Here is a 23,894-nt window from a genome sequence, read left to right as displayed (position 1 = left end):
TGGCAAGCATCATCTCCTAGACTGATGACTTAATGACGAGAAACATCCAACACAAACACGTCAATTAGCCCCAATAACTCTGCGGGGAGTTTTTCTTCAATATCTATTTTCAGCATTTCGGCAGATTCAATTCCGTGCTTCTTTCGTCCTGCAACCTCTTCATTCGCACCAAACCAGATAACTAAAAATATTCCTTGCTGTTCGGCATCTGGGTGGATGGAATAACGCTCATAGAGCTGGGCTGATGCGGCCTTGTAAAGTTCTCGATGCCATTGCCCTTTTACCTCAGTCACTAATAGGCGCCTCTGACCAGCAATAATTTTGGTGAAAGTGAAATCACTCCGATTTCGATCCTTTAGCTGATGTTCTGGCGTGACTGTGATGTTTTGCGGCTCAAGGCGCAACTTGATACGTTCAGCAATGATCTCGGTTGAACGCACTTCATCCAACCTTTCACCTTTCTCGTAAAAGCGCTCTGCTGAATTGAACTCTCCCCCGTAGATATCTTGTTGATATCGGTGCAATTCATAAAGAACCAGCTTGCGTAAGCCCTCCACCGTGACGACTTCATTACCATCCAGCAACTTGATAATTTCATGTGGCAGCGGAGGTGTGAAGTCTCGCAATGCCCTCTTCCTAATTAAGGAGGCATTAATACTCTGCAAGTCCATATGGAAGTCAGAAAAGCGAAGGTCAGAAAGCAACAATCTAATGTATGATGCTCCATCATCTGTATTGAATGACCAGAGTAATTCTTTTAAAAAGCGATAGGCTTTCTCATCTGCTGGACTGTCACTTCCCCAACCACTAGGCAACTCTACCTTTGGCCATCGCTCAATGAACTCATCTAATATTTTATATGCTTTACCTGCACTTAATGCAGGCCAGTTCGGATATTCATTCCTGTTAATGCTGCTAGAGAACCTATAGAATAGTAAAACTGTGTCTCTGTCTCTCTTAAGCCAGTTCCAATACTGCTCGGGTGTATCTTCAATAAAATAAAATGATCTTAATAGCCAGAACGCACGTTTCTGTTCGATCTCATCATTGTCAGTTAAGGAAGGCCATGCCGACATTAACTCGCTACAGCGACTAGCAATGACCTCATTCAAGTCAGTACGATCTCCATACTGAGCTGCAATCTCAAAAAGCTCACTCAATGTAGATAGATTTAGTTCGGGATAATTCTGGAGCCACTCAATTGAAAGAGATGCGCGTAGATGACTGAAATTATCATCTCTTTTTAATAACCACAGCTCGACATTGTTGCATTTTTTATGAGCAAGTTGTGGCTCTAAATACTGCCGAATGAAGCTCTCCGCTTTTGCTGGGTCAGAAAATATGAGGCGATCCACTTCAACTCGAAGAAGGTCTCTTTCCTCATTTGATATTGCGCTATAACCCATGTTTATGTTGGTTCGTAACGCGGACAAAAATCTATCATCAACAGTTTCTAAATTACCTTTTACTCTAAATATATTAATACAGGCTGCATAAAGAACCGTTTCAATATTGAGGGGCTGAGAAGCGCACTGCAACTCAGCTAATTTACCCAACCCAGGAATATGTGGTGAAATAAAATCCAGACAATTCTGAAGAGCATTATGAACAATTTTTTTGTTACCACATTCTGATTCTATCTTGTCTGGCTCCATCAAAAACAGCTCAGAAAAATGAAGTAAGCTATTCAAATGGCGGCCACTTTCTATTAATTCCTGATTTTCTTGTAAATACCTAATATTTGCAGCACGTAATACCATCTGCTTCTTTTCTCTGCGCCCTCTTATTCTTGAACTTCTACGGTGCCATTGCTGATACTCCAGTTGAAACTGCTCTTTAGTTATCTTGTTAGACTTTGCCCACTCTCGCATAAATGCTGATTTTAACAGTGCTTGCGCACGCATGTGCCGCCTGAGAGGATTCGGTCCTCGCTCTTCACTCTTACGGTAATATTGGTGCCTTTCAATAAAATACGCCCACAGAGTTATATTTTCTATTTCAAAAGCAAGGTCTACTATGAACTTATAATCTATCGACTGAAGGTTGAGGCCAGAGTGACAATGCCAGTTGAAGTTATATAATCTCGCATTATGAATATCATCTCTATTTGTTAACTTTGAAAATACCTGAGCAATAACACCCTGCCGTAAAAGGTGGTCTGTAGACAGTATACGAACCGAACTACTTTCATCTGCCCTCTTACTTCCATGAAAATTAAGCCCCTGAGTCCACCGCCAAACCTTCACTGGGTCAAATGGTGCTTGAGCCATATCAAAATAGTGATCAAGCAGTGAGCCTACGATTTTACTTATACCATTTCGACAATCACATTCGTAGCATTCTTTGCCACAATGGCAGGCAAGGTCTCTGGTCAATTCATCCAACAACCACTCGGTAGTTAGCGGATCAATTTCAGCAATGAAATTTTTGATAAAGTAGCGAGCACCGATAGTACGCTCTAGCTCTTGGTGGCTTGGATAGAGCGTTGCACAAACCAAAAGGAAATCAGATAAATACTGCCTTTCGAATGTTTGATACCCCAGCGTAATAATGATTTCTGCCGCGCACCCAAGCGATACTTCACTAGCTTCAACAATGAGACTGGCCAAGTCTGCGTGGTGATCACGGCCTGTTATCTTGAGCAAGCATCTCGTTGCCAGAATACGTGTATGGGCGCTTTCTTGCGAAGCTAAGGTGAGTTGGTGCAATTCATCTTGCAGTGAGTCGATTACCGAAGACCCCGCCAGCAATTCAAGAATCAAGTCGCGCAAATGTCCTTCATCACCAGTTGCTAGCAGTGGCTTTAGTTCGTCTGCCACATCCTGCGTGAAGAAACCAGCGATGCTGAACCTGCGCCAGTAATCACCCCGCCTGAAGTAGGGGTCTTGAGCTGCAAATTTCCTCAACTGCTCCAGCAGCATTCGTTTTGAGCTAGGAAGCAATTGGGAAGGATCACCGTTGGCCAGCACAGCATAAGGGTCGATCCTGATGGCCTCTTCCTGTATAGCGCGGTTACCCAGGGTCGCCATCCAGCCCAATAGCCCCCGCAATTCATCTCGCACCGTATTGTTGGGCGCGATGACGGCGAAACAGTTTGCAAGCATCAGAGGTTTGGTTGGATCCGCAATCCGTTGAGTCAGATAGTGCGCCGCGCAATATTCAGCAACGATCTTATGCACTGGCCGATGTTGATCCACTCGCTCACCCGGTTTAAAGAGCTGGGTTGCCAGAATGTCGTTTCTGGAAGCGATCGGGTGAAGCAATGATGTCAGCGTCGGGTAGATCCGGTCTGCCGTAGCATCTTGGGTACTGACCCCCTCAGCCCCAGACAACAGTAGCTTGGCGAATACTTCTGCTGCCAATTCAATTTTTTGTTGTGAGGTCAGAGAGTGGGCTGCGCTCTTGACTCTGGAGTTAGCCTCTTTGGCCAGACGCTCGACTGCCGTGCTGAAAATGGATCGCTTGTCGATGAAATGTCTATCGCTCTCGATATAGGCCCCCGCAAACAGTTGCAGGAACAGTGGATTGGGTAGTAATGGCTCCAGTTCAAATCGAATTACCTCTGAACGGAAGGCGATGAAGTCCTCTTCTGGGTAGTGATGCAGGAAAATAGCTTGCTGGTCGCTCTCATCAAATTCATACAGCCTGACGACCAGAGGTTGCACCCCAAAAAACTCGCCGAATGACTGGGTATCTGCATTGCTCCATTCACTGGAGCGGCTTGAAATGATGACTCGCGTTGCTTTTGCCTTACAGGCATTAGCTAGAACTAAGTGAATTCCTGACTGATCTATCTTGGCCAGTTCATCGAATGCATCGATCACCTGTGGACTATTTTCTACCTCTGCCCCCATATGCCGGAATCGGGTTGCGGTTACGGCTTTTGTCCCCAACTGCCGCGCAAGACTTTCCATCAGCTCGGTTTTTCCCCCGCCGGGTTCGGCCAAGACAACAACAAACTTCGAAGCAGCCAATAGCTCTGCTTCTGTGTATATCTGGCTATCACTAGAAAGCTTGCGCGGGAGGTAAAACGTCGACGTCATAGGAACAAGAAACCTGTGTATTGGAATCGCTTGAGGGTCTTTCTTCGCTAGTTTGAAAGCCTCATCCAGAGTCACTTATTTCCGATACTACGCTATTTATCAAATAGTTGGAGTGATTTCCCCATAAATGTTAGGAGGAGTCACATAAGTCAGATCGGCATTGCCCCCCCCCTCTTATTCGCTGAGGCGAGAACCAGGTCAGCAGCGAGACAGGATGTCGAGCAAGCGGCGCTGGGCCATGAACGGCCCGTCGCCGCATGCCGTCGGACAAGTGAGTGAGCCGAAGGAACCCGACAACGTCGGGCGAATAAGCGGGGGAGAAGACCTTTGGTGACTTTGGGTCTTTCCAAAGTCATTCGCCCCGGCCCGAAGGGCAGGCGAAACCCCTTCGAGGCCAGCGGCCTCGCGTCCTGCACGGCAAAGCCGTGCCATCGACTATCCCCCGGACGATTACGCCTACCGGCTAATCGACCCTACGATTGCACGGTGCAGCCGTGCCTGCTCGCCACTGGCTAGGAGTCTGGCTGAACGCCGTGATGCCACCGGCAAAGGGGCATGGCCGCCCCTATCGGCCCAAGAAGGGTTCCCAATCTTTAAACACCGGCTGCAACCCCGCCTGCCGCACCGCGGCGGCTACTTCCCCCACCGGGCGGTCGTCGTGGATGGCGAACTGCTCCAGCTCCTCCGCATCCCCCTCGGCATAGCCCCCCGGCTGAGTGCGCGATTCGGCCGACATCTGGGTGATACCAAGGCGCACCGCGCCATTGCGAAAGGTGGCTGACTCACGGGTGGAGAGCGACAAGTCCAGCGTGGGCGAGAAGAGGCGCCAGGCGCAGATAAGCTGGGCCAGCTGGCGATCCGACATGACCACGGCAGGCTCCAGCCCACCGGTGCAGGGGCGCAGGCGCGGGAAGGAGAGCGAATAGCGGCTCTGCCAGTGGTGGCGCTCCAGCCAGCTCAGATGCTCGGCGACAAAGTAGCTGTCGGCGCGCCAGTCCGAGGAGAGGCCGATGAGCGCCCCCAGCCCAATCTTGTCGATACCGGCGCGGCCCAGCCGATCCGGCGTGGCGAGGCGCCATGCGATATCCCGCTTGTTGCCGCGCAGGTGATGGCGGGCGTAGGTGGGGGCGTGATAGGTCTCCTGATAGACCATAACGGCATCGAGGCCGAGGGTTTTCAGCTCGGCATATTCGGCCTGCGAGAGGGGCTGCACCTCCATCCCCACCGTGCTGAAGTGGCGGCGGATGATGGGCATCACCTCGCGAAAATAGGCGAGCCCTACCTTGTGCTCGTGCTCGCCGGTCACCAGCAGCACGCTGTCGAAACCGCGCGCCTTGATGGCCAGACACTCGCGCTCAATCTCGTCGCTATTCAAGGTCTTGCGCTTGAGGCGGTTGCTCATGGAGAAGCCGCAGTAGGTGCAGTCGTTGGCGCACAGGTTCGACAGATAGAGCGGCACATAGAAGCCGATGGTGTTGCCAAAGCGCTGGCGGGTGAGCCGCTCGGCCTCGGCCGCCATCTGCGGCAGGTACGCCTCGGCGGCATGGGAGATCAGCGCCATAAAATCGGCCAGAGTGCGGCGGGGTGAACCCAGCGCCCGTTCGACATCGGCGGCCGTTTTGGCGCGGATCAGCATGCCGATATCGTCCCAATCAAGCTCCTGCCATCGGTCGAGAAAGGAAGGCTCCTTAGCCCTCACCCCCGGCGCCCTCACCCCCAGCCCCTCTCCCAGAGGGAGAGGGGGGCAAACCTCTGGCTGCCCTTGGGGCAAGGGGGAGATGTTCATGGTCGCCCCTGTTTCATGACTCATAACGCCCCCAGAAAATCGGTGAGCGGGCTGGAGGCTTGGGCCTGCAGGGCGCGGGCGCCAAGGCCCGCCTCATAGGCGCTGCGACCGGCGGTGCAGGCGAGCGCAAAGGCGCGGCCCATGGCGACCGGGTCGCCACTGACGGCGATGGCGGTGTTGACCAGCACTGCATCGGCCCCCAGCTCAAAGGCGGCAGCGGCGTGGCTCGGCGCACCGATCCCCGCATCCACCACGACCGGCATATTGGCCTGCTCGACGATGATGGAGAGAAACTCCCGGGTCACCAGCCCCTGATTGGAACCGATGGGGGCGCCGAGCGGCATCACGGCGGCGCAACCCACTTCTTCGAGCCGCTTGCAGAGCACGGGGTCGGCCCCGCAGTAGGGCAGCACCACAAAGCCCTCTTTCACCAGCTGCTCGGCGGCTTTCAGCGTCTCGATGGGATCGGGCAAGAGGTAACGCGGATCGGGGTGGATCTCCAGCTTCAGCCAGTTCGTCCCCAACGCCTCGCGGGCGAGATGGGCGGCAAACACCGCCTCGGCGGCGCTCTTGGCGCCGGAGGTGTTGGGCAACAGCTTGACCCCGAGTTGCAGCAAGGGGCTCAGGATATCGTCGTGGGCTTTGCCCGGTTCGAGCCGCTTGATGGCCATGGTGACCAGCCGGGAGCCACTCGCCTCGATGGCGGCGGCCATCAGATCCGGACGGGCAAACTTGCCGGTGCCGGTAAAGAGACGCGAAGAGAAGGTGTGATCGGCAATTGTCAGCATGTCAGCCTCCGGCCACTGCGATAAGAAGAGATGAGCTTCCGCCGCAAGGCAGAACACGCGAAGATGGGACTGCGAGCATCATGGGTCAGCCTCCGGCAATGGCGGTAAAGAGGTGAATTTCGTCTCCGTCATTGAGACGGGTCTCGGCCCAGCGGCCACGGGGCAGCACGGCGCCGTTAAGGGCCACCGCTACGCCCTGTGGATTAACGTCTTGCGCCGCCAGCAGGTCGGCCACGCTCTGCTCTGCCGTCAGCGGCTGGGCTTTATCGTTGAGTCGAATGGTCAAGGTCATGGGGTGATCTCCTTATCGTGTGTCGCGCATTGGCGCTGCCCGCAGACCGGGCAATCGGGGTCAGGGGCCAGAGTGAGGGTCTGCCACTGATGGGTCAGGGCATCGAAGCGGCGCAGTGTGCCGGCGACCGGGCTCGGCATCCCGAGCAGCAGTTTCAGTGCCTCCAGCGCCTGCAAAGAGCCCATCACTCCGACCAGCGGGCCGGTGACGCCGCTGGTCTCGCAGCTCTGGCTCACCTTGGTATCCAGCGGATAGAGGCAGGCGTAGCAGGCGTGATCCGTACCTGTGCGCACCATCAGCTGCCCTTGCCAGCCCACTGCGGCGGCACAGATCCAGGGCTTGCCCTGAGCCACGCAGACGGCGTTGATGGCCTGGCGGGTGGCGAGGTTGTCGCAGCAGTCGATCACCAGATCTACCTCGGCCACAAACTCCGGCAGGCTGGTGGCATCGAGCCGCTGGTTGATGGCGATCAGCTCCACCAGCGGGTTGTGGGCGGCCAACCGCTCGCGGGCCAGCTCCGCCTTGGAGTGGTTGACCGCCTCGCTATCGAACAGGATCTGGCGCGGCAGATTGCTGGAATCGACCGTATCGCCATCGGCCAGCCACAAGGTGCCCACCCCGGCCCCGGCCAGATAGAGGGCAAGCGGCGAGCCAAGCCCGCCGAGGCCGACGATCAGCACGGACTTATCTTTCAGCCGCGCCTGACCGGCCTCCCCCACTTCCGCCAGCATCAGCTGACGGCCGTATCGCAGGTACTCTTTGTCACTAAGAGAAGCGGCATCAGAGCGCATGTTCTGCCTCCCGAATAACGGTGGCCGAGCGCGGCTCATCCCCCGCCCCCACGGCGGCGAGCAGCCGTTCGGTCGCCCCCTGCCAGTCATCGCTGGCAGTGATGGCCGAGACCAGCGCGATACTGCCGACCCCGCTTGCCTTGACCGCCGCCACCCGCTCCTCGCTGATGCCGCCGATGGCCACCGTCGGCCAGTCGCACATCAGGGCGCGGTAGCGGTGCAGCCGCACCAACCCCTGCGGGCGCGAAGGCATCGCCTTGGTATTGGTCGGGAAGATATGACCCAGCGCCATATAGGAGGGGGCCAGTTCGCGGGCCCGCATCAGCTCGAAGTAACCGTGGGTGGAGATGCCAAGGCGCAGCCCGGCGGCCTGAATGGCGGCGAGATCGGCGGTCTCCATATCCTCCTGCCCCAGATGCACGCCCCAGGCACCCGCCTCGATGGCCTGCTGCCAGTAGTCGTTGATAAAGAGCCGCGCCCCATAACGGTGACCAAGCGCTACCGCATCGCGAATGGCCGGTGCCACCTGAGCGGCGGGCAGATTTTTGATCCGCAACTGGATAGTCTTGACCCCCTGTCCCAGCAGGCGGCGCAGCCACTTGACCGAATCCACCACCGGATAGAGGCCGAGGTTGTGTTCGGTCGGCGCGAAGGGGCCATCCGGCAGGCGGGCGCTGCTTGTCTGATAAAGTCCGAAGCGGCGATCGAGGGTTGATCCCGCCAACACGGCGCGGGGGAAGTGGGCAAGATCGGCTGGCCAGCCAAGATGGGCGATGGGGCCCGGGCCTGCGCCCACTCCCTGCGCTGCAGCCAACCCCTGTTGCAGGTAGGCTCGCGCCAGGGTGATGGCGTCCTCCACCGGATAATCCTGCGCCACCACGGCGGCGATGGCGCTGGCGTAGCAGCAACCGGTGCCGTGACCGTGGCGGGTATCGAGGCGCGGCGCCGCCAGCCAGAATTCGCGGGTCTCGTCCTGGTAGTAGTCGAGGCAGAGCTCACCACTCCAGCCCAGATGGCCGCCTTTGACCAGCACGGCACGGGCGCCGAGTTCGCGCAGCCGCTGGGCGGCGAAGCGCACCAGCACAGGGCTGGTCGCGGGAATGCCGGTCAGGGCCTCCAGCTCGGGGCCGTTGGGGGTAATGAGCGACAGACGTGGCAACAGCTGCTCGCGCACCGCCTCCAGCATATTGGGCTCCGCCATCGGGGTGCCGCTGCTGGCGATGGCCACCGGATCGTAGACCACGAAGGGACCATCGATAGTTGCCAGTCGGCGGGCCAATACCTCCACATGGAGCCGGGTCGGCAGCAGACCGATCTTGATGGCGGCGGGCGGCAGATCGACGCCGAGGGCGTCGATCTGGGCGGTGAAGGTCTGCATCAGCACGGGGTCAACCATCTTCACCGCCACCGAGTTCTGGGCGGTGATGGCGGAGATAACCGAACAGCCGTGCACACCAAGATCGTGCAATGTGTGCAAGTCGGCCTGAATGCCGGCGCCGCCGCCGGAGTCTGAACCGGCGATGGTCCAGACCACAGGTAGCGAGTCGGTCACGGGCGACAGGTCGGCGGGGCTGACAGCCCCGCTTGCGCTGCTCACGCCTCCTCCCCTGCGGCCTGTTTCAGTGCCGCCGCCTGATGGTAGATCTCGCCACCGGTCTCCTTGAAGGTTTCAGCCATGCGGGCCATGCCGCTCTCCACCTGAGCCACTACCTGCTCCTGCTGGCCATCCATGCCGACCAGCTTGATCTCCACGGCCTCGAGTTTCGCCGCGTAGTCGCGCACATCCTGAGTGATCTTCATGGAGCAGAACTTGGGCCCGCACATGGAGCAGAAGTGGGCCACCTTGCCGGACTCCTGCGGCAGGGTTTCGTCGTGGTAGGCGCGGGCGGTGTCGGGATCCAACGCCAGATTGAACTGATCCTCCCAACGGAACTCGAAGCGCGCCTTGGACATGGCGTTGTCGCGGATCTGGGCACCCGGGTGACCCTTGGCCAGATCGGCGGCGTGAGCGGCGATCTTGTAGGTAATCAGCCCCTGCTTCACGTCCTCCTTGTTGGGCAGGCCCAGATGCTCCTTGGGAGTGACGTAGCAGAGCATGGCGCAGCCGTACCAGCCGATGAGCGCGGCACCGATGCCGGAGGTGAAGTGATCGTAACCCGGTGCAATGTCGGTGGTGAGCGGGCCCAGGGTATAGAAAGGCGCCTCGTGGCAGTGCTCCAGCTGCTCGGTCATGTTGCGCTCGATCATGTGCATCGGCACGTGGCCCGGCCCCTCGATCATCACTTGCACGTCATACTCCCACGCGATTTTGGTCAGCTCGCCCAGGGTGCGCAGCTCGGCGAACTGGGCCTCGTCGTTGGCGTCGTAGACGGAGCCGGGACGCAGACCGTCACCGAGCGACAGGGCCACGTCATAGGCGGCGCAGATCTCGCAGATTTCGCGGAAGTGCTGGTAGAGGAAGTTCTCCTTGTGATGTGACAGACACCACTTGGCCATGATGCTGCCGCCGCGGGAGACGATGCCGGTGAGGCGCTTGGCGGTCATGGGCACGAAGCGCAGCAGGACGCCGGCGTGGATGGTGAAGTAGTCCACCCCCTGCTCGGCCTGTTCCAGCAGGGTGTCGCGGAACAGCTCCCAGGTGAGCTCTTCGGCGATGCCGTTGGTCTTCTCCAGCGCCTGATAGATGGGCACGGTACCGATGGGTACCGGGCTGTTGCGCAGGATCCACTCGCGGGTCTCATGGATGTAGCGACCGGTGGAGAGATCCATCACTGTGTCGGCGCCCCAGCGGGTCGACCAGACCAGCTTCTCCACCTCTTCCTCGATGCTGGAAGTGACCGCCGAGTTACCGATGTTGGCGTTGATCTTCACCAGAAAATTGCGGCCGATGATCATCGGCTCCGCTTCCGGGTGGTTGATGTTGCTGGGGATGATGGCGCGACCGGCCGCCACCTCATCGCGCACAAATTCGGGGGTGATGTTCTGGGGCTGGCGGGCACCGAAACCCTGCCCCGGATGCTGGGTACGCAAGAGCTCTGAGCGCACCCGCTCGCGCCCCATGTTCTCGCGAATGGCGATAAATTCCATCTCGGGAGTGACGATGCCGGCGCGGGCGTAGTGGAGCTGGGTGACCCGGCGACCCGGCTTGGCGCGGCGCGGCTTGGGCAAGTGCTCGAAGCGCAGGTGATCCAGCCCCTCGTCGGCCAGTCGCTCCTGAGTGAAGGTGGAGCTGAGCCCCGGCAGTTCGTCGGTGTCATCGCGCTCCAGCACCCAGTTCTCCCGCAGGCGCGGCAGGCCACGGCGCACATCGATGGCGACCCCCTCCTCCCCGTAACGGCCCGAGGTGTCGTAGACCGGCACCGGCTCGTTGGGCTCGAATTGGGGATTTTCTTTGGTGCCGCCGACGAAGGTGTCGGCCAGCTGGATTTCACGCAGGGGCACCCGGATATCGGCGCGGGAGCCTTCGATAAAGATGCGGCGGGAGTTGGGGTGAGCCATCCCCTTGAGGCTGTCGATAAAGGCCTGGGCGCTGGAGCGCTGCTCGCGGCGGCTGGATTTGGTGGTATCAGATACGGAAGTAGACATAGCAAAACTCACATTAACTGGTTGAAGTTATGGGTGTTTGCTTGTCTGGAGTTCGAGGAGAAGATGAACTTGCGGCGGGGTGTTTATCTCGGGAGGGAGTCCGCGCGGGATGGATCTCCGCGCTGCTGTTCTGCCGCTTCCGGCTCTCTGCACGCTGTGGGCAAGGCGCCCCACGTGCTGGACAACCGGACGGGACAGACTCCCTCCTGTGCGCCCTGACCCATCAGGGTTACCCCTTCGATGAGCGGAAGAGGCTTGTTCCTCCTCCGGCGCGGTAACCCGCAAGTTACCCTTGTTCCCTTCGCAGGTTTTAACCTGATCAGGTTCCACGGATCCCGAATTAACGGTCTCAGCTTCGCGTCGTTCGACGGTCAGCACTCCGACAAGATGGCGCCAGTATAAGGGGGAAAATCTAAAGCACAAGCCGTTAACAATCTGGCCAACACGCCTCTTTCAACAAATGAGTGAACGATGCCTCGCTCACGGGGCCACCCCAAGTACAGGTCAAACCTGCGTTGGCATCCCCTTGGCAAGCCACAGATTCCCGCTGTGATCATGCAGGGACAAGAGGAGAAAAAGAGGGAAAATCGAGGGGCGCAGGGCAAGTGCATCGTCTTGCGCAGAACAGAAACAGGCCCCTATGAAAGGGGCCTGTGAGGGAGGTTATTGAACCGGAACTATGGTCAGGGATACGTTGCCAAAGCCTTCGTTGGCAAGGGCCTCGCTGTCCAGATCCACACCGGTAAGCGCCACCTCATCGGCAGAGGCACTGCGCAACTGGGCAGCCTTCGCGGAACGGGTCTGGGGCTGACCGATTTCGATATCGCCGGCAAACTGGCTCTCGGCATAGAAGTCACCGGTCACTGCCGAACGGATCGGGCGCAGCACACGACCCAGGTTATTCTGCATGGTCGACAAACCATACTCGCTGATGGTCCAGTTCCAGTCCCACCACTTCACTTCACCCGGGATATAACGCTTGTCCCACTGGTAGCGGATGCTGCTCGCCTTGTCGCGGAACGGGCCGACGGCAAAGGCGTGTTCCCAGGTCGGACGATTCTCCGGATGGGTATACCAGGCATTGCCGCCCCAACGCAGGAAGCCCTTCATGGTCAGGTCATAATTGACCTCGGCCTTGAACTCGTAGGGGTAGGAGATGTTGGACTTGTAGAGGGCAACCCGCACCGGCAGGCTGGAGTGAGGCGGCACCGTGGGGCGTGCTTCAACCGAGACGGTCTCGGTCGTCGAACCCCCTTTCTGGGAAGCCCAGCTCTGGCTCGCAGCGATCTCGATGGCCAGTTCGGTTTCCCCCACCAGCGGCCACTGAAACTTGTTCTTGGTGGTCACCTTCTCGCTCAGGCTGTAGGTATCGGTTTTCGACCAGTTGGTGGCCTTGTCGTACTTCAGGGTCACCACCACCTGCTGGGGCAGGTCGGTGTAGTTGGTCGCATTGGCCGTGATGGTCTTGACCAGCTGCTTGCCGCTCTCGGTGACCTGACCATGGCTGAAGGAGTCGGGTTCCAGGGTATATGAGAAGTTGCTTACCTTGATAGAGCTCTTCTCCCCGCAACGATATCCGGAGCAGCCGCCGTCATTATTTCCCTTTATCAGCCAGCCATCGCCAACCCGGGTAACATCCATATCCTCCCCGACATAGGGGCTATGATTTCCACCTACCCAAGCGTATCCCAAATAATGGGCGAGATAACTGACTGGCTTGATAAAATAATCATTGTCATGGACAAGACGCCATTGAACATCGACCTCATCACCCGCCGGAATATTCCAGTCAGAGAGTGTCGGTATTTCTCCTGAAACCGGTGAATTTGGATAGCACCAGGTTTCTCCGGCAGTGCCCTGTTTGATTTCACCATTATATCCAGGCCCCATAATCACCCAGCGATCCGCCAGCCCGGTGATCTGCCACTGCCCCATGCGGCTGACCAGATTACCCTTGATACTCATGGCTTCATCGCGGGTCAGAGGACGGTAACCACTGGCACAGACGCCCGTGCCAAGACCCGCCCACTTGACCTGATCAGGGTAGACAGGTTCAGCCGCCTGCACCTGAGCGAGCATCAATGAAGACGCCAAAAACGCCAGATTGGCGGTAATTATTCTATTCATCATTTATCCCTCTTTCAGACATACGATAATTGTTATTGTGTAGAAATATCCTTTTTCATTTGACAGGTATGGACTCCGACAAAACCTGACACAAATAAAATAAACCACCAAAAAACATCCATGACAAACAAAATAATGGTGGTATAAGAAAATAATTAGAGTGATGACTTTATTGAGGAATAAATCATAAATATTGTGACAGCCATTATTTAATGGCTGTCACAATATGGTGAACCTATATTAAATAAGAAGATACTGAATTACTCTTCCGGATTGATCACTTCAATTCCCTGCAATATTCCATCCGCCGAACGGATCAATACCAGCTCGCTCCCGGCATGCAGATCAGCGGCCGAACCGTTGACCCAGCGCACCAGCGGATTGAGTGGCACAGTGCCCAGGGTTGCCAGCGTGAGCTGCCATTCATCGAAGGATTGCAGGCGATCTTGCGCCCGCTGCCAGGGCTGATTGGCCAGCGGAGCTCTGGCGGCCAGCAGCTCAATGCGGGTGGCAACGCCATCGGCCACCAGCAGGGCGAGCTGGTCGCCGGGCTTGAGTGGCTGCGGCCAAATCTCCCCCTGCCGCCAGATGGCGGCACTGCCCTGTTCCACCTCGGCCCCCTGAAATTGCAGGCGGATGCCGTCGCTGTGCTCCAGCTCCACCAGCCACAATTCGTCGGCTCCCGCCTGCGCCGCCCAGAGCGGCACACCCAGCATCCATGCACACCACTTTCTCGATTGTTCCATCTTCGTTCGTCCCTGAACAAAAAGCCCATGCAGGACAAGCATGGGCTTCATTCGGGAGCATTTCTAATCGGAACGCAGAGATCGGATCAGTCATCCTCGCGGCAGCGGCTCAGGCGCATGCCGTCAAACTTGCACTCCAGCTCGAGCCAGCGCCCTTCGAACGGCGCCAGACTGTTATCCGAGGTGGTGTAGCCCCAGATCCGCCCCCCTTCCACCGGCCCCTCCAGATCCATCTCGTCCTTGTCATCTTCGTCGAGGGCTTCGACCTTGCGTACATAGCGCACGCCGTTCTCCACCACCCCCTTCATCTCGACCCAGGTGCCGCCGAGATCATCCTCGTTGAGCCAATCCTTGAAGCGGGTCTGGTCATCGATCACGAACGGCATGCCGTTGACCATCAACTGGCCAAGCTGCCAGGTGGTGCGGCCGGTCAGTTTGAATTCGGTCGCCTGTGCGGTGCCAAGTGGCAACAAGATCAACAGCAGGAGGGCGCAGAGAGACTTCTTCATCAGGGATCCTCGGGGTTACACTGGCAAACAGGATGCCGAATCCGGTGTGAAAAGAGCGTGAAACGCTCACCAACCAGGAGAGCAAAGCATGAAGATTTTGGTAGTGGAAGACAATCCTCAGGTGGCGGAAACCATCATGGATTATCTGGAGCTGGCCGGTCACCGCCTCGATTGTGCCTATCACGGTCAGGCGGCGCTGCAACTGCTGGAGGAGCAGCGTTTCGACGTCATCATCATGGATGTGATGATGCCGCGCCTCGATGGCCTCAGCACGGTGGCGCGCCTGCGCGAGCAGGGGATTGCCACTCCCGTGCTGTTTCTCACCGCCCGCGACAGCCTGGAAGACAAGCTGGCAGGCTTCAAGGCGGGAGGGGATGACTATCTGGTCAAGCCGTTCGCCATGGAGGAGCTGGAGGTACGGCTGCAAGCCCTGAGCCTGCGTGGCCCGCGCGGCGATGTGGGGGCCATCAGCTTTGGCGATCTGACGGTCGATGTCGCCAGCGGCCGCGCCACCCGTGCCGGTGAGCCCCTCAAGCTCGGCAAGATCCCGTTCCGGATCCTCGCCCTGCTGGCCCGCCGCGCCCCCGCCATCGTCAGCCGTCAGGAGGTGCTCGACACCGTCTGGGGGGATGAGGAGCCCGACTCCGATGCCTTGCGCAGCCATATCTACGCCCTGCGCAACGCGCTGGACAAGCCCTTCCCCACTCCCATGCTGGAGACCCTGCACGGCCAGGGCTACCGGCTGGTGAGCGCATGAGCCTGCCGAGCCTGCGCCGCCGCCTGATCATGGCGCTCGGCGGCGCCGGGGTGGTGCTGCTGATCCTGCTCTCCGGCCTGATGCTGGTGGCCGAGGACAAGATGGAGGAGCTGAGCCTGCGCCACTGGCTGGAAGCCGAAGTAACCCGCTACAGCGATGACTGGCTGCGACTCGGCCCGGCCGCCGCTGCCCCGAGCCCCAGACAGTTCTCCAGCTACTGGACCGAAGCGGGCCGCCTGCCGAAATGGCTGAAGCCCTACCAGACCCCCGGCTTTTTCGAGCACCAGCTGGGCAAGGAGGACAAACACTTTCTGGTGGCCCGTCACCCCTCCGGCGAGGGACTGCTCTATCTGGTCTTCAACGACGACGCCGACGACTACCTCGACCCCTACGAAGACAAGCTGCATCTGGCCACCCGACTGATCGGGGTGACCCTGCTGCTGGGCTGCCTCGGCTTCGGCATCTGGCTGGTGCGCCATATCACAGGGCCGCTGCAACGGCTGCAACAGAGGGTCGCCCACCTCACCCCGGATCAGGCGGATTTCGAGCCCGACGCCCCCTGGCAGGAGCTGCGGGACATCGAGCTGGCGTTGCTGGCCGGCAAGCAGGAGGTGAGTGCAGTGTTCGCCCGCGAACAGGAGTTCAGCCGTTTCGCCAGCCACGAGCTGCGCACCCCCAACATGGTGATCCAGGGCTCGGCGGCCCTGCTCGGCAAGGTGACGGACTTGCCCGCACCAGCAGCTCGTGCCACCACCCGCATCCGCGCCGCCGCCGACGAGATGGCGCTGCTCACCGAGACCTTCCTGCTGCTGGGCCGCAAGGAGGCAGTGGAGCGACCGCTGCAGCAGGTGACCCCGCAGATCCGTCAGGAGCTGGCCCGCCTCGCTCCGCTGTTGCAGCGGGAGGCACTCGATATCCGGCTTAATCTGGACGAGAGCAGCGAAGTAAATGCCCCCCTCTCCCTGCTCGCCATCGCCCTCGGCAACCTGCTGAAAAATGCCCTGAGCTATGCCGAGGGACATATCGACATCGAGCTGTGTGGCCCGGTGCTCACCATCAGCAACCCGACGGCGGCGGCGCCGGATCAGATCCTCGGCTACGGCTGTGGCCTCACCATCATCCAACGCATCTGCGAGAAGCTGGGCTGGCAGATCGACACCCGGCTCGAGGATGGCGTATTTAGCGCCCGGCTTGCGATGATCGCCGCCGGAGAGTTCCCTCTCCCTTTGGGAGAGGGCTAGGGTGAGGGAACTGCGGCACCAGCCAGATAGCAACAAGGCGCCCGAGGGCGCCCTGTTTTTATCTGACGGATGCAAGCCTAGGGCTCACTCCGCCGGTTTGTTCTTGCGGCTCGCCTTGAGTTCGAGGAACTCGATGATCTTGCCGGCCACATCCTTGCCGGAGGCGGCTTCCACCCCTTGCAGGCCGGGGGAGGAGTTGACCTCCAGCACCAGCGGGCCGCGGGCGCTGCGCAGGATATCGACCCCCGCCACATCCAGCCCCATGATCTTGGCGGCCTGCACCGCGGTGGCGCGCTCTTCCGGGGTGATCTTGATCGCTTCGGCGGTACCGCCACGGTGCAGGTTGGAGCGAAACTCCCCCGGCTGGGCCTGACGGCGCATGGCGGCAACTACCTTGCCGTTGACCACCAGACAGCGGATATCGGCGCCATTGGCCTCGCGGATATACTCCTGCACCAGAATGTTGTTGTTGGTCTGGATAAAGGCCTCGATCACGCTCTCGGCGGCTTTCTGGGTCTCGCAGAGCACCACGCCAATCCCCTGGGTTCCCTCCAGCAGCTTCACCACCAGCGGCGCCCCGCCCACCATGGTGATGAGGTCGGGCACGTCGTGGGTGCTGTGGGCATAGCCGGTGATGGGCAGGCCGATACCGTGGCGGGAGAGCAGCTGCATCGCCCGCAGCTTGTCGCGGGAACGGCTGATGGCCACCGAGCTGTTGAGGGCCATGGTGTTCATCATCTCGAACTGGCGCAGCACGGCGGTGCCATAGGCGGTAATGCTGGCCCCGATCCGGGGGATCACGGCGTCATAACTTCCCAGCTCCCCACCCTCGTAGTGAATGGAGGGGTTGTGGGAAGCGATATTCATATAGCAGCGCAGGGTGTCGAGCACCTCTACCTGATGACCGCGCGCCTGTGCCACCTCGACCAGACGGCGGGTGGAGTAGTTTTTCGGCTCACGGGATAAAATGGCGATCTTCATGACAATTCCGCTAGAAGGCTATGCCTGGGCAGGATGGGGCGGGAGAGTATAAGGTGCCACAGCGCCAAGACAACGCCAATTGTTTATCCTGACAACAAGACAAACCACACCAAACCGCACGCTACCACATCACTGTGACCAACAGGTTAAACGGCGGCTCTGCGCAGGTTATTCAACCCGTGCAAGGATGCCGCCGTTTCTCGTTAAAGATCAACCGATGTCACGCGGGAGTCAGTTCAGGTTTGGCCCCAACCAGCGCTCGGCCTCTGCCAGCGTCATCCCCTTGCGAACAGCGTAATCTTCCACCTGATCTTGCTGGATCTGCGCCACCGCGAAGTATTTGCTCTCGGGATGGGAGAAGTACCAGCCCGACACCGCCGCACCCGGCCACATGGCGTAGGATTCGGTGAGCTGCATGCCGATAGCCTGCTCCACCTCCAGCAGCTCCCAGATGCTCCCCTTCTCGGTGTGCTCCGGGCAGGCCGGATAACCGGGCGCCGGACGGATGCCCTGATAGTTTTCGCGGATCAGCTCCTCGTTGCTGAGGGCCTCGTCCGGGGCATAACCCCAGTGCACCTTGCGCACCTGTTCATGCAGGTACTCGGCAAAGGCCTCGGCCAGACGGTCGCACACCGCCTGAATAAGGATGGCGTTGTAGTCGTCATGCTGCGCCTTGTAGGCCTTGGCGATGGCCTCCTCACCGATGCCGCCGGTCACCGCGAAGGCGCCGATCCAGTCGGGCTTGCCACTCTCTTTCGGCGCCACATAGTCCGCCAGACAGTAGTTGGGGAAGCCCTGCTTCTCGCTCTGCTGGCGCAGGTGGTGCAGCACCTTGATGACCTCGGTGCGGGACTCGTCGCTGTAGACCTCGATGCTGTCCCCTACCGCGTTGGCCGGGAACAGGCCGACCACCCCGGCGCAGCGCACGCTCTGATCCTTTTCCAGCTGATCCAGCATGGCGTTGGCGTCGGCAAACAGCTTGGTCGCTTCCTCGCCGATGATCTCGTCCTCGAGGATGCGCGGATACTTGCCCGCCAGCTCCCAGCTGAGGAAGAAAGGCGTCCAGTCGATGTAGGGACGCAACACTGAAATGGCCACATCTTCGAACTTCTGCACCCCGAGCTCGCGGGGCTTCGGCGGCTGGTAGCCAACCCAATCCAGCTGGTGCCGGTTGGCGCGGGCATGGGCCAGACTGACCGGACGGGAGCGCGGCTGCTTGCGGGCATGCTGATCCCGAGCGATCTCGTACTCTTTGTCGATGCGGGCGACAAACGCCTCCTTGAGGTCCGGGCTGAGCAGGCTCTGGGCCACCCCTACCGCGCGGGAGGCGTTGGAGACATAGACCACAGGCTCCGAGTAGTTCTGCTCTATCTTCACCGCAGTATGCGCCTTGGAAGTCGTGGCACCGCCGATCAAGAGCGGCAGCTTGAAGCCCTGACGCTCCATCTCTTTGGCCACGTGCACCATCTCGTCCAGCGACGGGGTGATGAGACCCGACAACCCGATGATATCGGCGCCGACCTCACGCGCAGTCTTGAGAATGGTCTCGCAGGAGACCATGACCCCGAGGTCGACAATCTCGAAGTTGTTGCACTGCAGCACCACCCCGACGATGTTCTTGCCGATGTCGTGCACATCCCCTTTCACGGTCGCCAGCACGATTTTGCCGTTGCTGGAGCCGCCCGATTTTTCCGCCTCGATATAGGGCTGCAGATAGGCCACCGCCCGCTTCATCACCCGCGCCGATTTCACCACCTGCGGCAGGAACATCTTGCCCGCACCGAACAGGTCGCCGACCACGTTCATACCATCCATCAACGGCCCTTCGATGACGTGCAGCGGCTTCTCGGCGCCAGCGCGTGCCTCTTCGGTATCCTCTTCGATAAAGTCGGTGATCCCCTTGACCAGTGCGTGCTCCAGCCGCTTGCCCACCGGCCAGCTGCGCCACTCCTGATCCCGCGGATCCTCCGCCTGGGCACCGGCTCCGCGATACTTCTCGGCGATGGCCAGCAGCTCTTCGGTGGCATTGTCATTGAGGTTGAGCACCACCGCCTCGACCTTCTCTTTCAGCTCCGCCGGAATGTCTTCATAGATGGCGAGCTGACCGGCGTTGACGATCCCCATGTCCATACCGTTCTTGATGGCGTGGTAGAGGAAGACGGCGTGAATGGCTTCGCGCACCGGCTCGTTGCCGCGAAACGAAAACGAGACGTTGGAGACGCCGCCGGAGATCATGGCGTGGGGCAGGTGCGTCTTGATGTCCTTCACCGCCTCGATGAAGTCCACCGCGTAGTTGTTGTGCTCGTCGATGCCGGTCGCTACCGCGAAGATATTGGGGTCGAAGATGATGTCTTCCGGCGGGAAACCGACCTGATCCACCAGGATCCGGTAGGCACGCTGGCAGATCTCGAACTTGCGGGCGCGGGTATCGGCCTGACCCGCTTCATCGAACGCCATCACGATGACGGCGGCGCCGTAGCGGCGCAGCAGTTTCGCCTGCTGAATGAACTTCTCCTCCCCCTCTTTCATGGAGATGGAGTTGACCACCGGCTTGCCCTGCACGCACTTGAGGCCCGCTTCCAGCACCTCCCACTTGGAGGAGTCGATCATCACAGGCACCCGGGCGATATCCGGCTCACCGGCGATGAGATTGAGGAAGCGCACCATGGCCGCTTCGGCGTCCAGCATCCCCTCGTCCATGTTGATATCGATGATCTGGGCGCCGTTCTCCACCTGCTGCTTGGCAACGTCGAGCGCCTCGTCGTAGAGCCCCTCCTTGATCAGCCGCTTGAACTTGGCCGAACCGGTAACGTTGGTGCGCTCACCCACGTTCACGAACATGGACTCGGGGGTGATGATCAGCGGCTCGAGGCCCGACAACCGGCAAGCTACCGGCAGCTTGGGCAGCACACGCGGCTTGATGCCCGCCACGGCGTCGGCCATGGCGCGGATATGGGTCGGGGTGGTACCGCAGCAACCGCCGACCAGGTTAAGAAAGCCGCTTTGGGCCCACTCGCGGATATGCTCCGCCATCTCGACGGCATCGAGGTCGTACTCACCGAACGCATTGGGCAGACCGGCGTTGGGGTGGGCACTGACATGGGTCTCGCTGATGCGCGACAGCTCTTCCACATACTGGCGCAGCTCGTCTGGCCCGAGCGCACAGTTGAGGCCAAACGATACCGGTTTGACGTGGCGCAGCGAGTGGTAGAAAGCTTCGGTGGTCTGGCCGGAGAGGGTACGACCGGAGGCATCGGTAATGGTGCCGGAGATCATCACCGGCAGGCTGTAACCCAGCTCTTCGAACACCCCTTCCACCGCGAAGGCGGCCGCCTTGGCGTTGAGGGTATCGAAGATGGTTTCGATCAGGATGATGTCGGCCCCCCCCTCGATCAGGGCGTGGGTCGATTCGGTATAGGCGGCCACCAGCTGGTCATAGGTGACGTTGCGCTTGCCGGGATCATTCACATCCGGCGAGATGGAGGCGGTGCGGTTGGTGGGGCCCAACACCCCTGCTACAAAACGCGGCTTGGCGGGATCTTTTGCCGTCCACTCGTCTGCCACGGCGCGGGTCAGACGGGCGGCTTCACGGTTGATCTCGGCGGAAAACTCTTCCATCTCGTAATCGGCCATGGCGATGCGAGTGGCGTTGAAGGTGTTGGTCTCGAGAATGTCGGCCCCGGCAGCGCAATACTGCTCGTGGATCTCGCGGATCACCGCCGGACGGGTCAGCACCAGCAGATCGTTGTTGCCCTTGATGTCGGTATGCCAGTCGGCAAACCGCTCACCCCGATAATCTGCCTCCCCCAGCTTGTAGCCCTGGATCATGGTGCCCATGGCCCCGTCGATGATCAGGATCCGCTCCCTGAGGCAGGCTTCCAGCTTCTTTGTTACGTCCGACTGCTTGCTCGGCTCTCTGCTCGACATTACGTTCGACACCGCGTGTTCCTCTTACATCCATGCAACTGCGTAAACAGCATCCTAACAGCAAACAAATAAAATGGAAATCTAGCCGTCTATCAGTCCAAATGCGCCACCATATACTCATTTATGGGTAATGAGTAACATAGGGCCCGAGAGTAACCTATGCCCGTCCTGCATAGGGATACGTGCTTGCTGTCTACCAACGAGAAAAAAATAACTATGAGCGTCTACTACACACTCTGTTTTCTGGCAGCGTTGGCGATTTTTATCGCCTTTGCCAACCAGTATGTTGTGAAGATCCAGACCACCATCGCCATTACTGCGGGCTCCATGCTGATCTCCGCACTGCTGGTGCTGTTTGGCAAACTGGGTTGGTTCAATCTGGAACCTCTTGCCGTCAAGACCATGGAGAGCATCGACTTCCAGAACTTCCTGCTGAAGGGGATTCTGGGCTTCCTGCTGTTCGCCGGTGGCCTCGGCATCAACCTCAAGGCGCTGCGTAGCCAGAAGTGGGAGATCACCATTCTGGCCATCATTGCCACCCTGCTCTCCACCTTCCTCATCGGCTACGGCTTCTGGTTTATCGCCAAGCTGCTGGGCTGGGAGTTGCCGCTGGTCTACTGCATGCTGTTCGGCGCGCTGATCTCCCCCACTGACCCGATTGCCGTACTGGCCATCGTCAAGAAGATGAAAGCGCCACCCCAGATCGCCATCCAGATCGAAGGGGAATCCCTGTTCAACGACGGTGTTGGCCTCGTCATCTTCGCTACCGTGTTTGCCGTCGCCTTTGGCGGGGTCGAGCCCACCTTCGGTAGCGTGGCCGGTCTGTTTCTGCACGAAGCCCTCGGTGGCATCCTGTTCGGCGCCGTGCTGGGCCTCATCGCCCACGTGATGATCAGCGCCACCGATGACGGTTCATTGGAGCTGCTGCTGACCCTCTGCATCCCGACCGCCGGCTTCGCCTTTGCCAACATGATCGGCGTCTCCGGCGCACTGGCCATGGTGGTCACCGGCATCATGATCGGCAACTGGACCCGTCACTCCGGCTTCTCAGAGCAGAGCAGCCATCACCTGGATCACTTCTGGGAGTTGATGGACCAGTTCCTCAACGCCCTGCTGTTCCTGCTGATCGGTCTGGCGCTGGTACTGCTGGATCTCGCCTGGCGTGACTGGATCCTGCTGGTCATTGCGGTGCCGCTCTGCCTGGGCGCCCGCTTTATCAGCGTGTCGCTGCCCTATGTGGCTTTCCGCCGATTCCGCAATTACAACACCTTCTCGGTACGGATCCTCACCTGGGGTGGCCTGCGCGGTGGTCTGGCGATGGCGATGGCACTGGCACTCCCCTCCGGCGTCATGATGATCCCGGAACATGGCGTCGACCTGCGTCAGGTCATCCTGGTGATGACCTACTCGGTGGTGATGTTCTCCATCGTGGTGCAAGGCATGACCATCACCCCGATGATCACGGCTGCCAAGAAGGCCTGTGGCGACTACTGAGTCGGCCCACTGTGCTGATTGCAGAATGAGAGAGGGCTCCCGTCGGGAGCCCTCTTGTTATGGCGGATAGTTGCGAATATTTGCTGCTGATAGCGTCTTGATTACACAGAGGAAAAGCGTACGGACTTCAACATCGGCAAATTATTGTTTGCTTTTTATTCATTTCGAGGAGAGAATGCGCGTCGGCTAGTTAATCAGCCTGTTTATGTTTATCCTGCAATGCTTCACCTCACGATGAATCCTGTCAGTACCCGCATAACCTTCTTCTGATTTACTCGCCTTGAGAACCGTCAGGCTGTCTGCCTGCGTTGCCCGGCTCTCACGGTGCAGACCCGATCTGCCCACCCAATTTGATTTATGCATCAGCATATTCCTTGAAAGTGCAGACGCCCCTTAACCGGGCTGGGTATTCCTGCGCGCTTGTCGTTCACCCAGTCGACCGCGCCCATTGACCTGACATTTGCCAATACAAGGAGCAAACACCTAATTTATATAGAGAAATACCATGATGAAAGCAGTACAAACACACAAGCCCCTGCGTCGCAGCAAGCCCATCAACCTGCCTGTGCAAGAGCACGACAATGATGCGTTTCTGATCCAGTTCAGCACCCGCTTCAGCGGCGGTTTCGCCATCTCCTGTGATGGTATCGCTGGCGAGTTCTCCATCGAAGACCTCAACTGATCCTGCCTGCCCTCCGGCAGCGCCCGATGCAGACAGGCCGCAACTCACGGCGGCCTCTTTGCTTCTCTTACTCCTTTCGCCAGACCCGGGCTCTTGCTTGTCACTCAGCCTGACAGCCGCCTAGCCATTCGCTTCCCCGCTCTCT

At 59.0% G+C, this 23,894-nt stretch carries 16 protein-coding genes and 1 riboswitch; of the genes, 4 read left to right on the top strand and 12 right to left on the bottom strand.

From position 1 onward, the window contains the following. Positions 1-29: 29 nt before the first annotated feature. The 10 genes from ACB040_RS10770 to ACB040_RS10725 all read right to left on the bottom strand — a co-directional run bounded on the left by ACB040_RS10770 (position 30) and on the right by ACB040_RS10725 (position 14,667). Complete coding sequence (locus ACB040_RS10770; RefSeq protein ID WP_371154688.1) at positions 30-4,118, bottom strand: NACHT domain-containing NTPase; 4,089 nt, start codon at positions 4,116-4,118, stop codon at positions 30-32. A gap of 490 nt (positions 4,119-4,608) precedes the next feature. Then, a complete protein-coding gene (gene thiH / locus ACB040_RS10765) occupies positions 4,609-5,829 on the bottom strand; it encodes a 2-iminoacetate synthase ThiH (protein ID WP_371154760.1) in 1,221 nt (406 codons plus the stop codon). A 20-nt stretch (positions 5,830-5,849) separates the two neighbouring features. Continuing rightward, on the bottom strand, positions 5,850-6,617 hold the full coding sequence (locus tag ACB040_RS10760) for a thiazole synthase (protein ID WP_371154690.1): 768 nt from the start codon (positions 6,615-6,617) through the stop codon (positions 5,850-5,852). 85 nt (positions 6,618-6,702) lie between these two features. After that, complete coding sequence (gene thiS, locus ACB040_RS10755; protein ID WP_371154692.1) at positions 6,703-6,909, bottom strand: sulfur carrier protein ThiS; 207 nt, start codon at positions 6,907-6,909, stop codon at positions 6,703-6,705. Next, entirely contained in the window at positions 6,906-7,700 is a 795-nt protein-coding gene (locus ACB040_RS10750) for a ThiF family adenylyltransferase (RefSeq protein WP_371154693.1), read from the bottom strand. Before ACB040_RS10750 ends, thiS begins: the two co-directional genes overlap by 4 nt. Then, positions 7,690-9,297 carry a thiamine phosphate synthase gene (gene thiE, locus ACB040_RS10745; RefSeq protein ID WP_371154694.1) on the bottom strand — a complete coding sequence of 536 codons (1,608 nt, stop codon included), beginning with the start codon at positions 9,295-9,297 and terminating at the stop codon, positions 7,690-7,692. The genes ACB040_RS10750 and thiE overlap by 11 nt, the downstream gene beginning before the upstream one ends. Continuing rightward, a complete protein-coding gene (thiC, locus tag ACB040_RS10740; RefSeq protein ID WP_371154696.1) occupies positions 9,294-11,285 on the bottom strand; it encodes a phosphomethylpyrimidine synthase ThiC in 1,992 nt (663 codons plus the stop codon). The genes thiE and thiC overlap by 4 nt, the downstream gene beginning before the upstream one ends. A gap of 279 nt (positions 11,286-11,564) precedes the next feature. Beyond that, positions 11,565-11,677, bottom strand: a riboswitch (TPP riboswitch). Positions 11,678-11,948: 271 nt separating this feature from the next. Next, on the bottom strand, positions 11,949-13,412 hold the full coding sequence (gene aerA, locus ACB040_RS10735; RefSeq protein ID WP_201902656.1) for an aerolysin AerA: 1,464 nt from the start codon (positions 13,410-13,412) through the stop codon (positions 11,949-11,951). Positions 13,413-13,672: 260 nt separating this feature from the next. Beyond that, entirely contained in the window at positions 13,673-14,158 is a 486-nt protein-coding gene (locus tag ACB040_RS10730; RefSeq protein WP_139433123.1) for a hypothetical protein, read from the bottom strand. 86 nt (positions 14,159-14,244) lie between these two features. Next, positions 14,245-14,667: a hypothetical protein gene (locus ACB040_RS10725; protein ID WP_005340092.1), complete on the bottom strand. Its 423-nt coding sequence runs from the start codon at positions 14,665-14,667 to the stop codon at positions 14,245-14,247. A gap of 88 nt (positions 14,668-14,755) precedes the next feature. Between ACB040_RS10725 and ACB040_RS10720 the strand changes: the two genes are divergently transcribed. Then, entirely contained in the window at positions 14,756-15,424 is a 669-nt protein-coding gene (locus ACB040_RS10720) for a response regulator transcription factor (protein ID WP_005340090.1), read from the top strand. After that, positions 15,421-16,665, top strand: a complete 1,245-nt coding sequence (locus ACB040_RS10715; protein WP_371154699.1) for a sensor histidine kinase — start codon at positions 15,421-15,423, stop codon at positions 16,663-16,665. Before ACB040_RS10720 ends, ACB040_RS10715 begins: the two co-directional genes overlap by 4 nt. 84 nt (positions 16,666-16,749) lie before the next feature. Here ACB040_RS10715 and rimK read toward each other — a convergent pair whose 3' ends face one another. Continuing rightward, positions 16,750-17,646 (bottom strand): 30S ribosomal protein S6--L-glutamate ligase, encoded by an 897-nt coding sequence (gene rimK / locus ACB040_RS10710; RefSeq protein WP_005340088.1) that lies wholly within the window; start codon positions 17,644-17,646, stop codon positions 16,750-16,752. Between the two features lie 231 nt (positions 17,647-17,877). After that, the gene (gene metH / locus ACB040_RS10705) at positions 17,878-21,573 is read right to left on the bottom strand and encodes a methionine synthase (protein WP_371154763.1); all 3,696 of its coding nucleotides are present in this window, start codon (positions 21,571-21,573) and stop codon (positions 17,878-17,880) included. 216 nt (positions 21,574-21,789) lie between these two features. On the opposite strand from metH, the gene ACB040_RS10700 reads away from it, so the two are divergent. Continuing rightward, a complete protein-coding gene (locus ACB040_RS10700) occupies positions 21,790-23,067 on the top strand; it encodes a sodium:proton antiporter (RefSeq protein ID WP_021231596.1) in 1,278 nt (425 codons plus the stop codon). A gap of 505 nt (positions 23,068-23,572) precedes the next feature. Further along, entirely contained in the window at positions 23,573-23,749 is a 177-nt protein-coding gene (locus ACB040_RS10695; protein ID WP_005340085.1) for a hypothetical protein, read from the top strand. Positions 23,750-23,894 lie beyond the last annotated feature (145 nt).

The sequence above is a fragment of the Aeromonas sp. S11(2024) genome, assembly GCF_041402345.1.
GTDB classification, from domain to species: Bacteria; Pseudomonadota; Gammaproteobacteria; order Enterobacterales; family Aeromonadaceae; genus Aeromonas; species Aeromonas veronii.
This window is presented reverse-complemented; position numbering and strand designations above follow the sequence as displayed.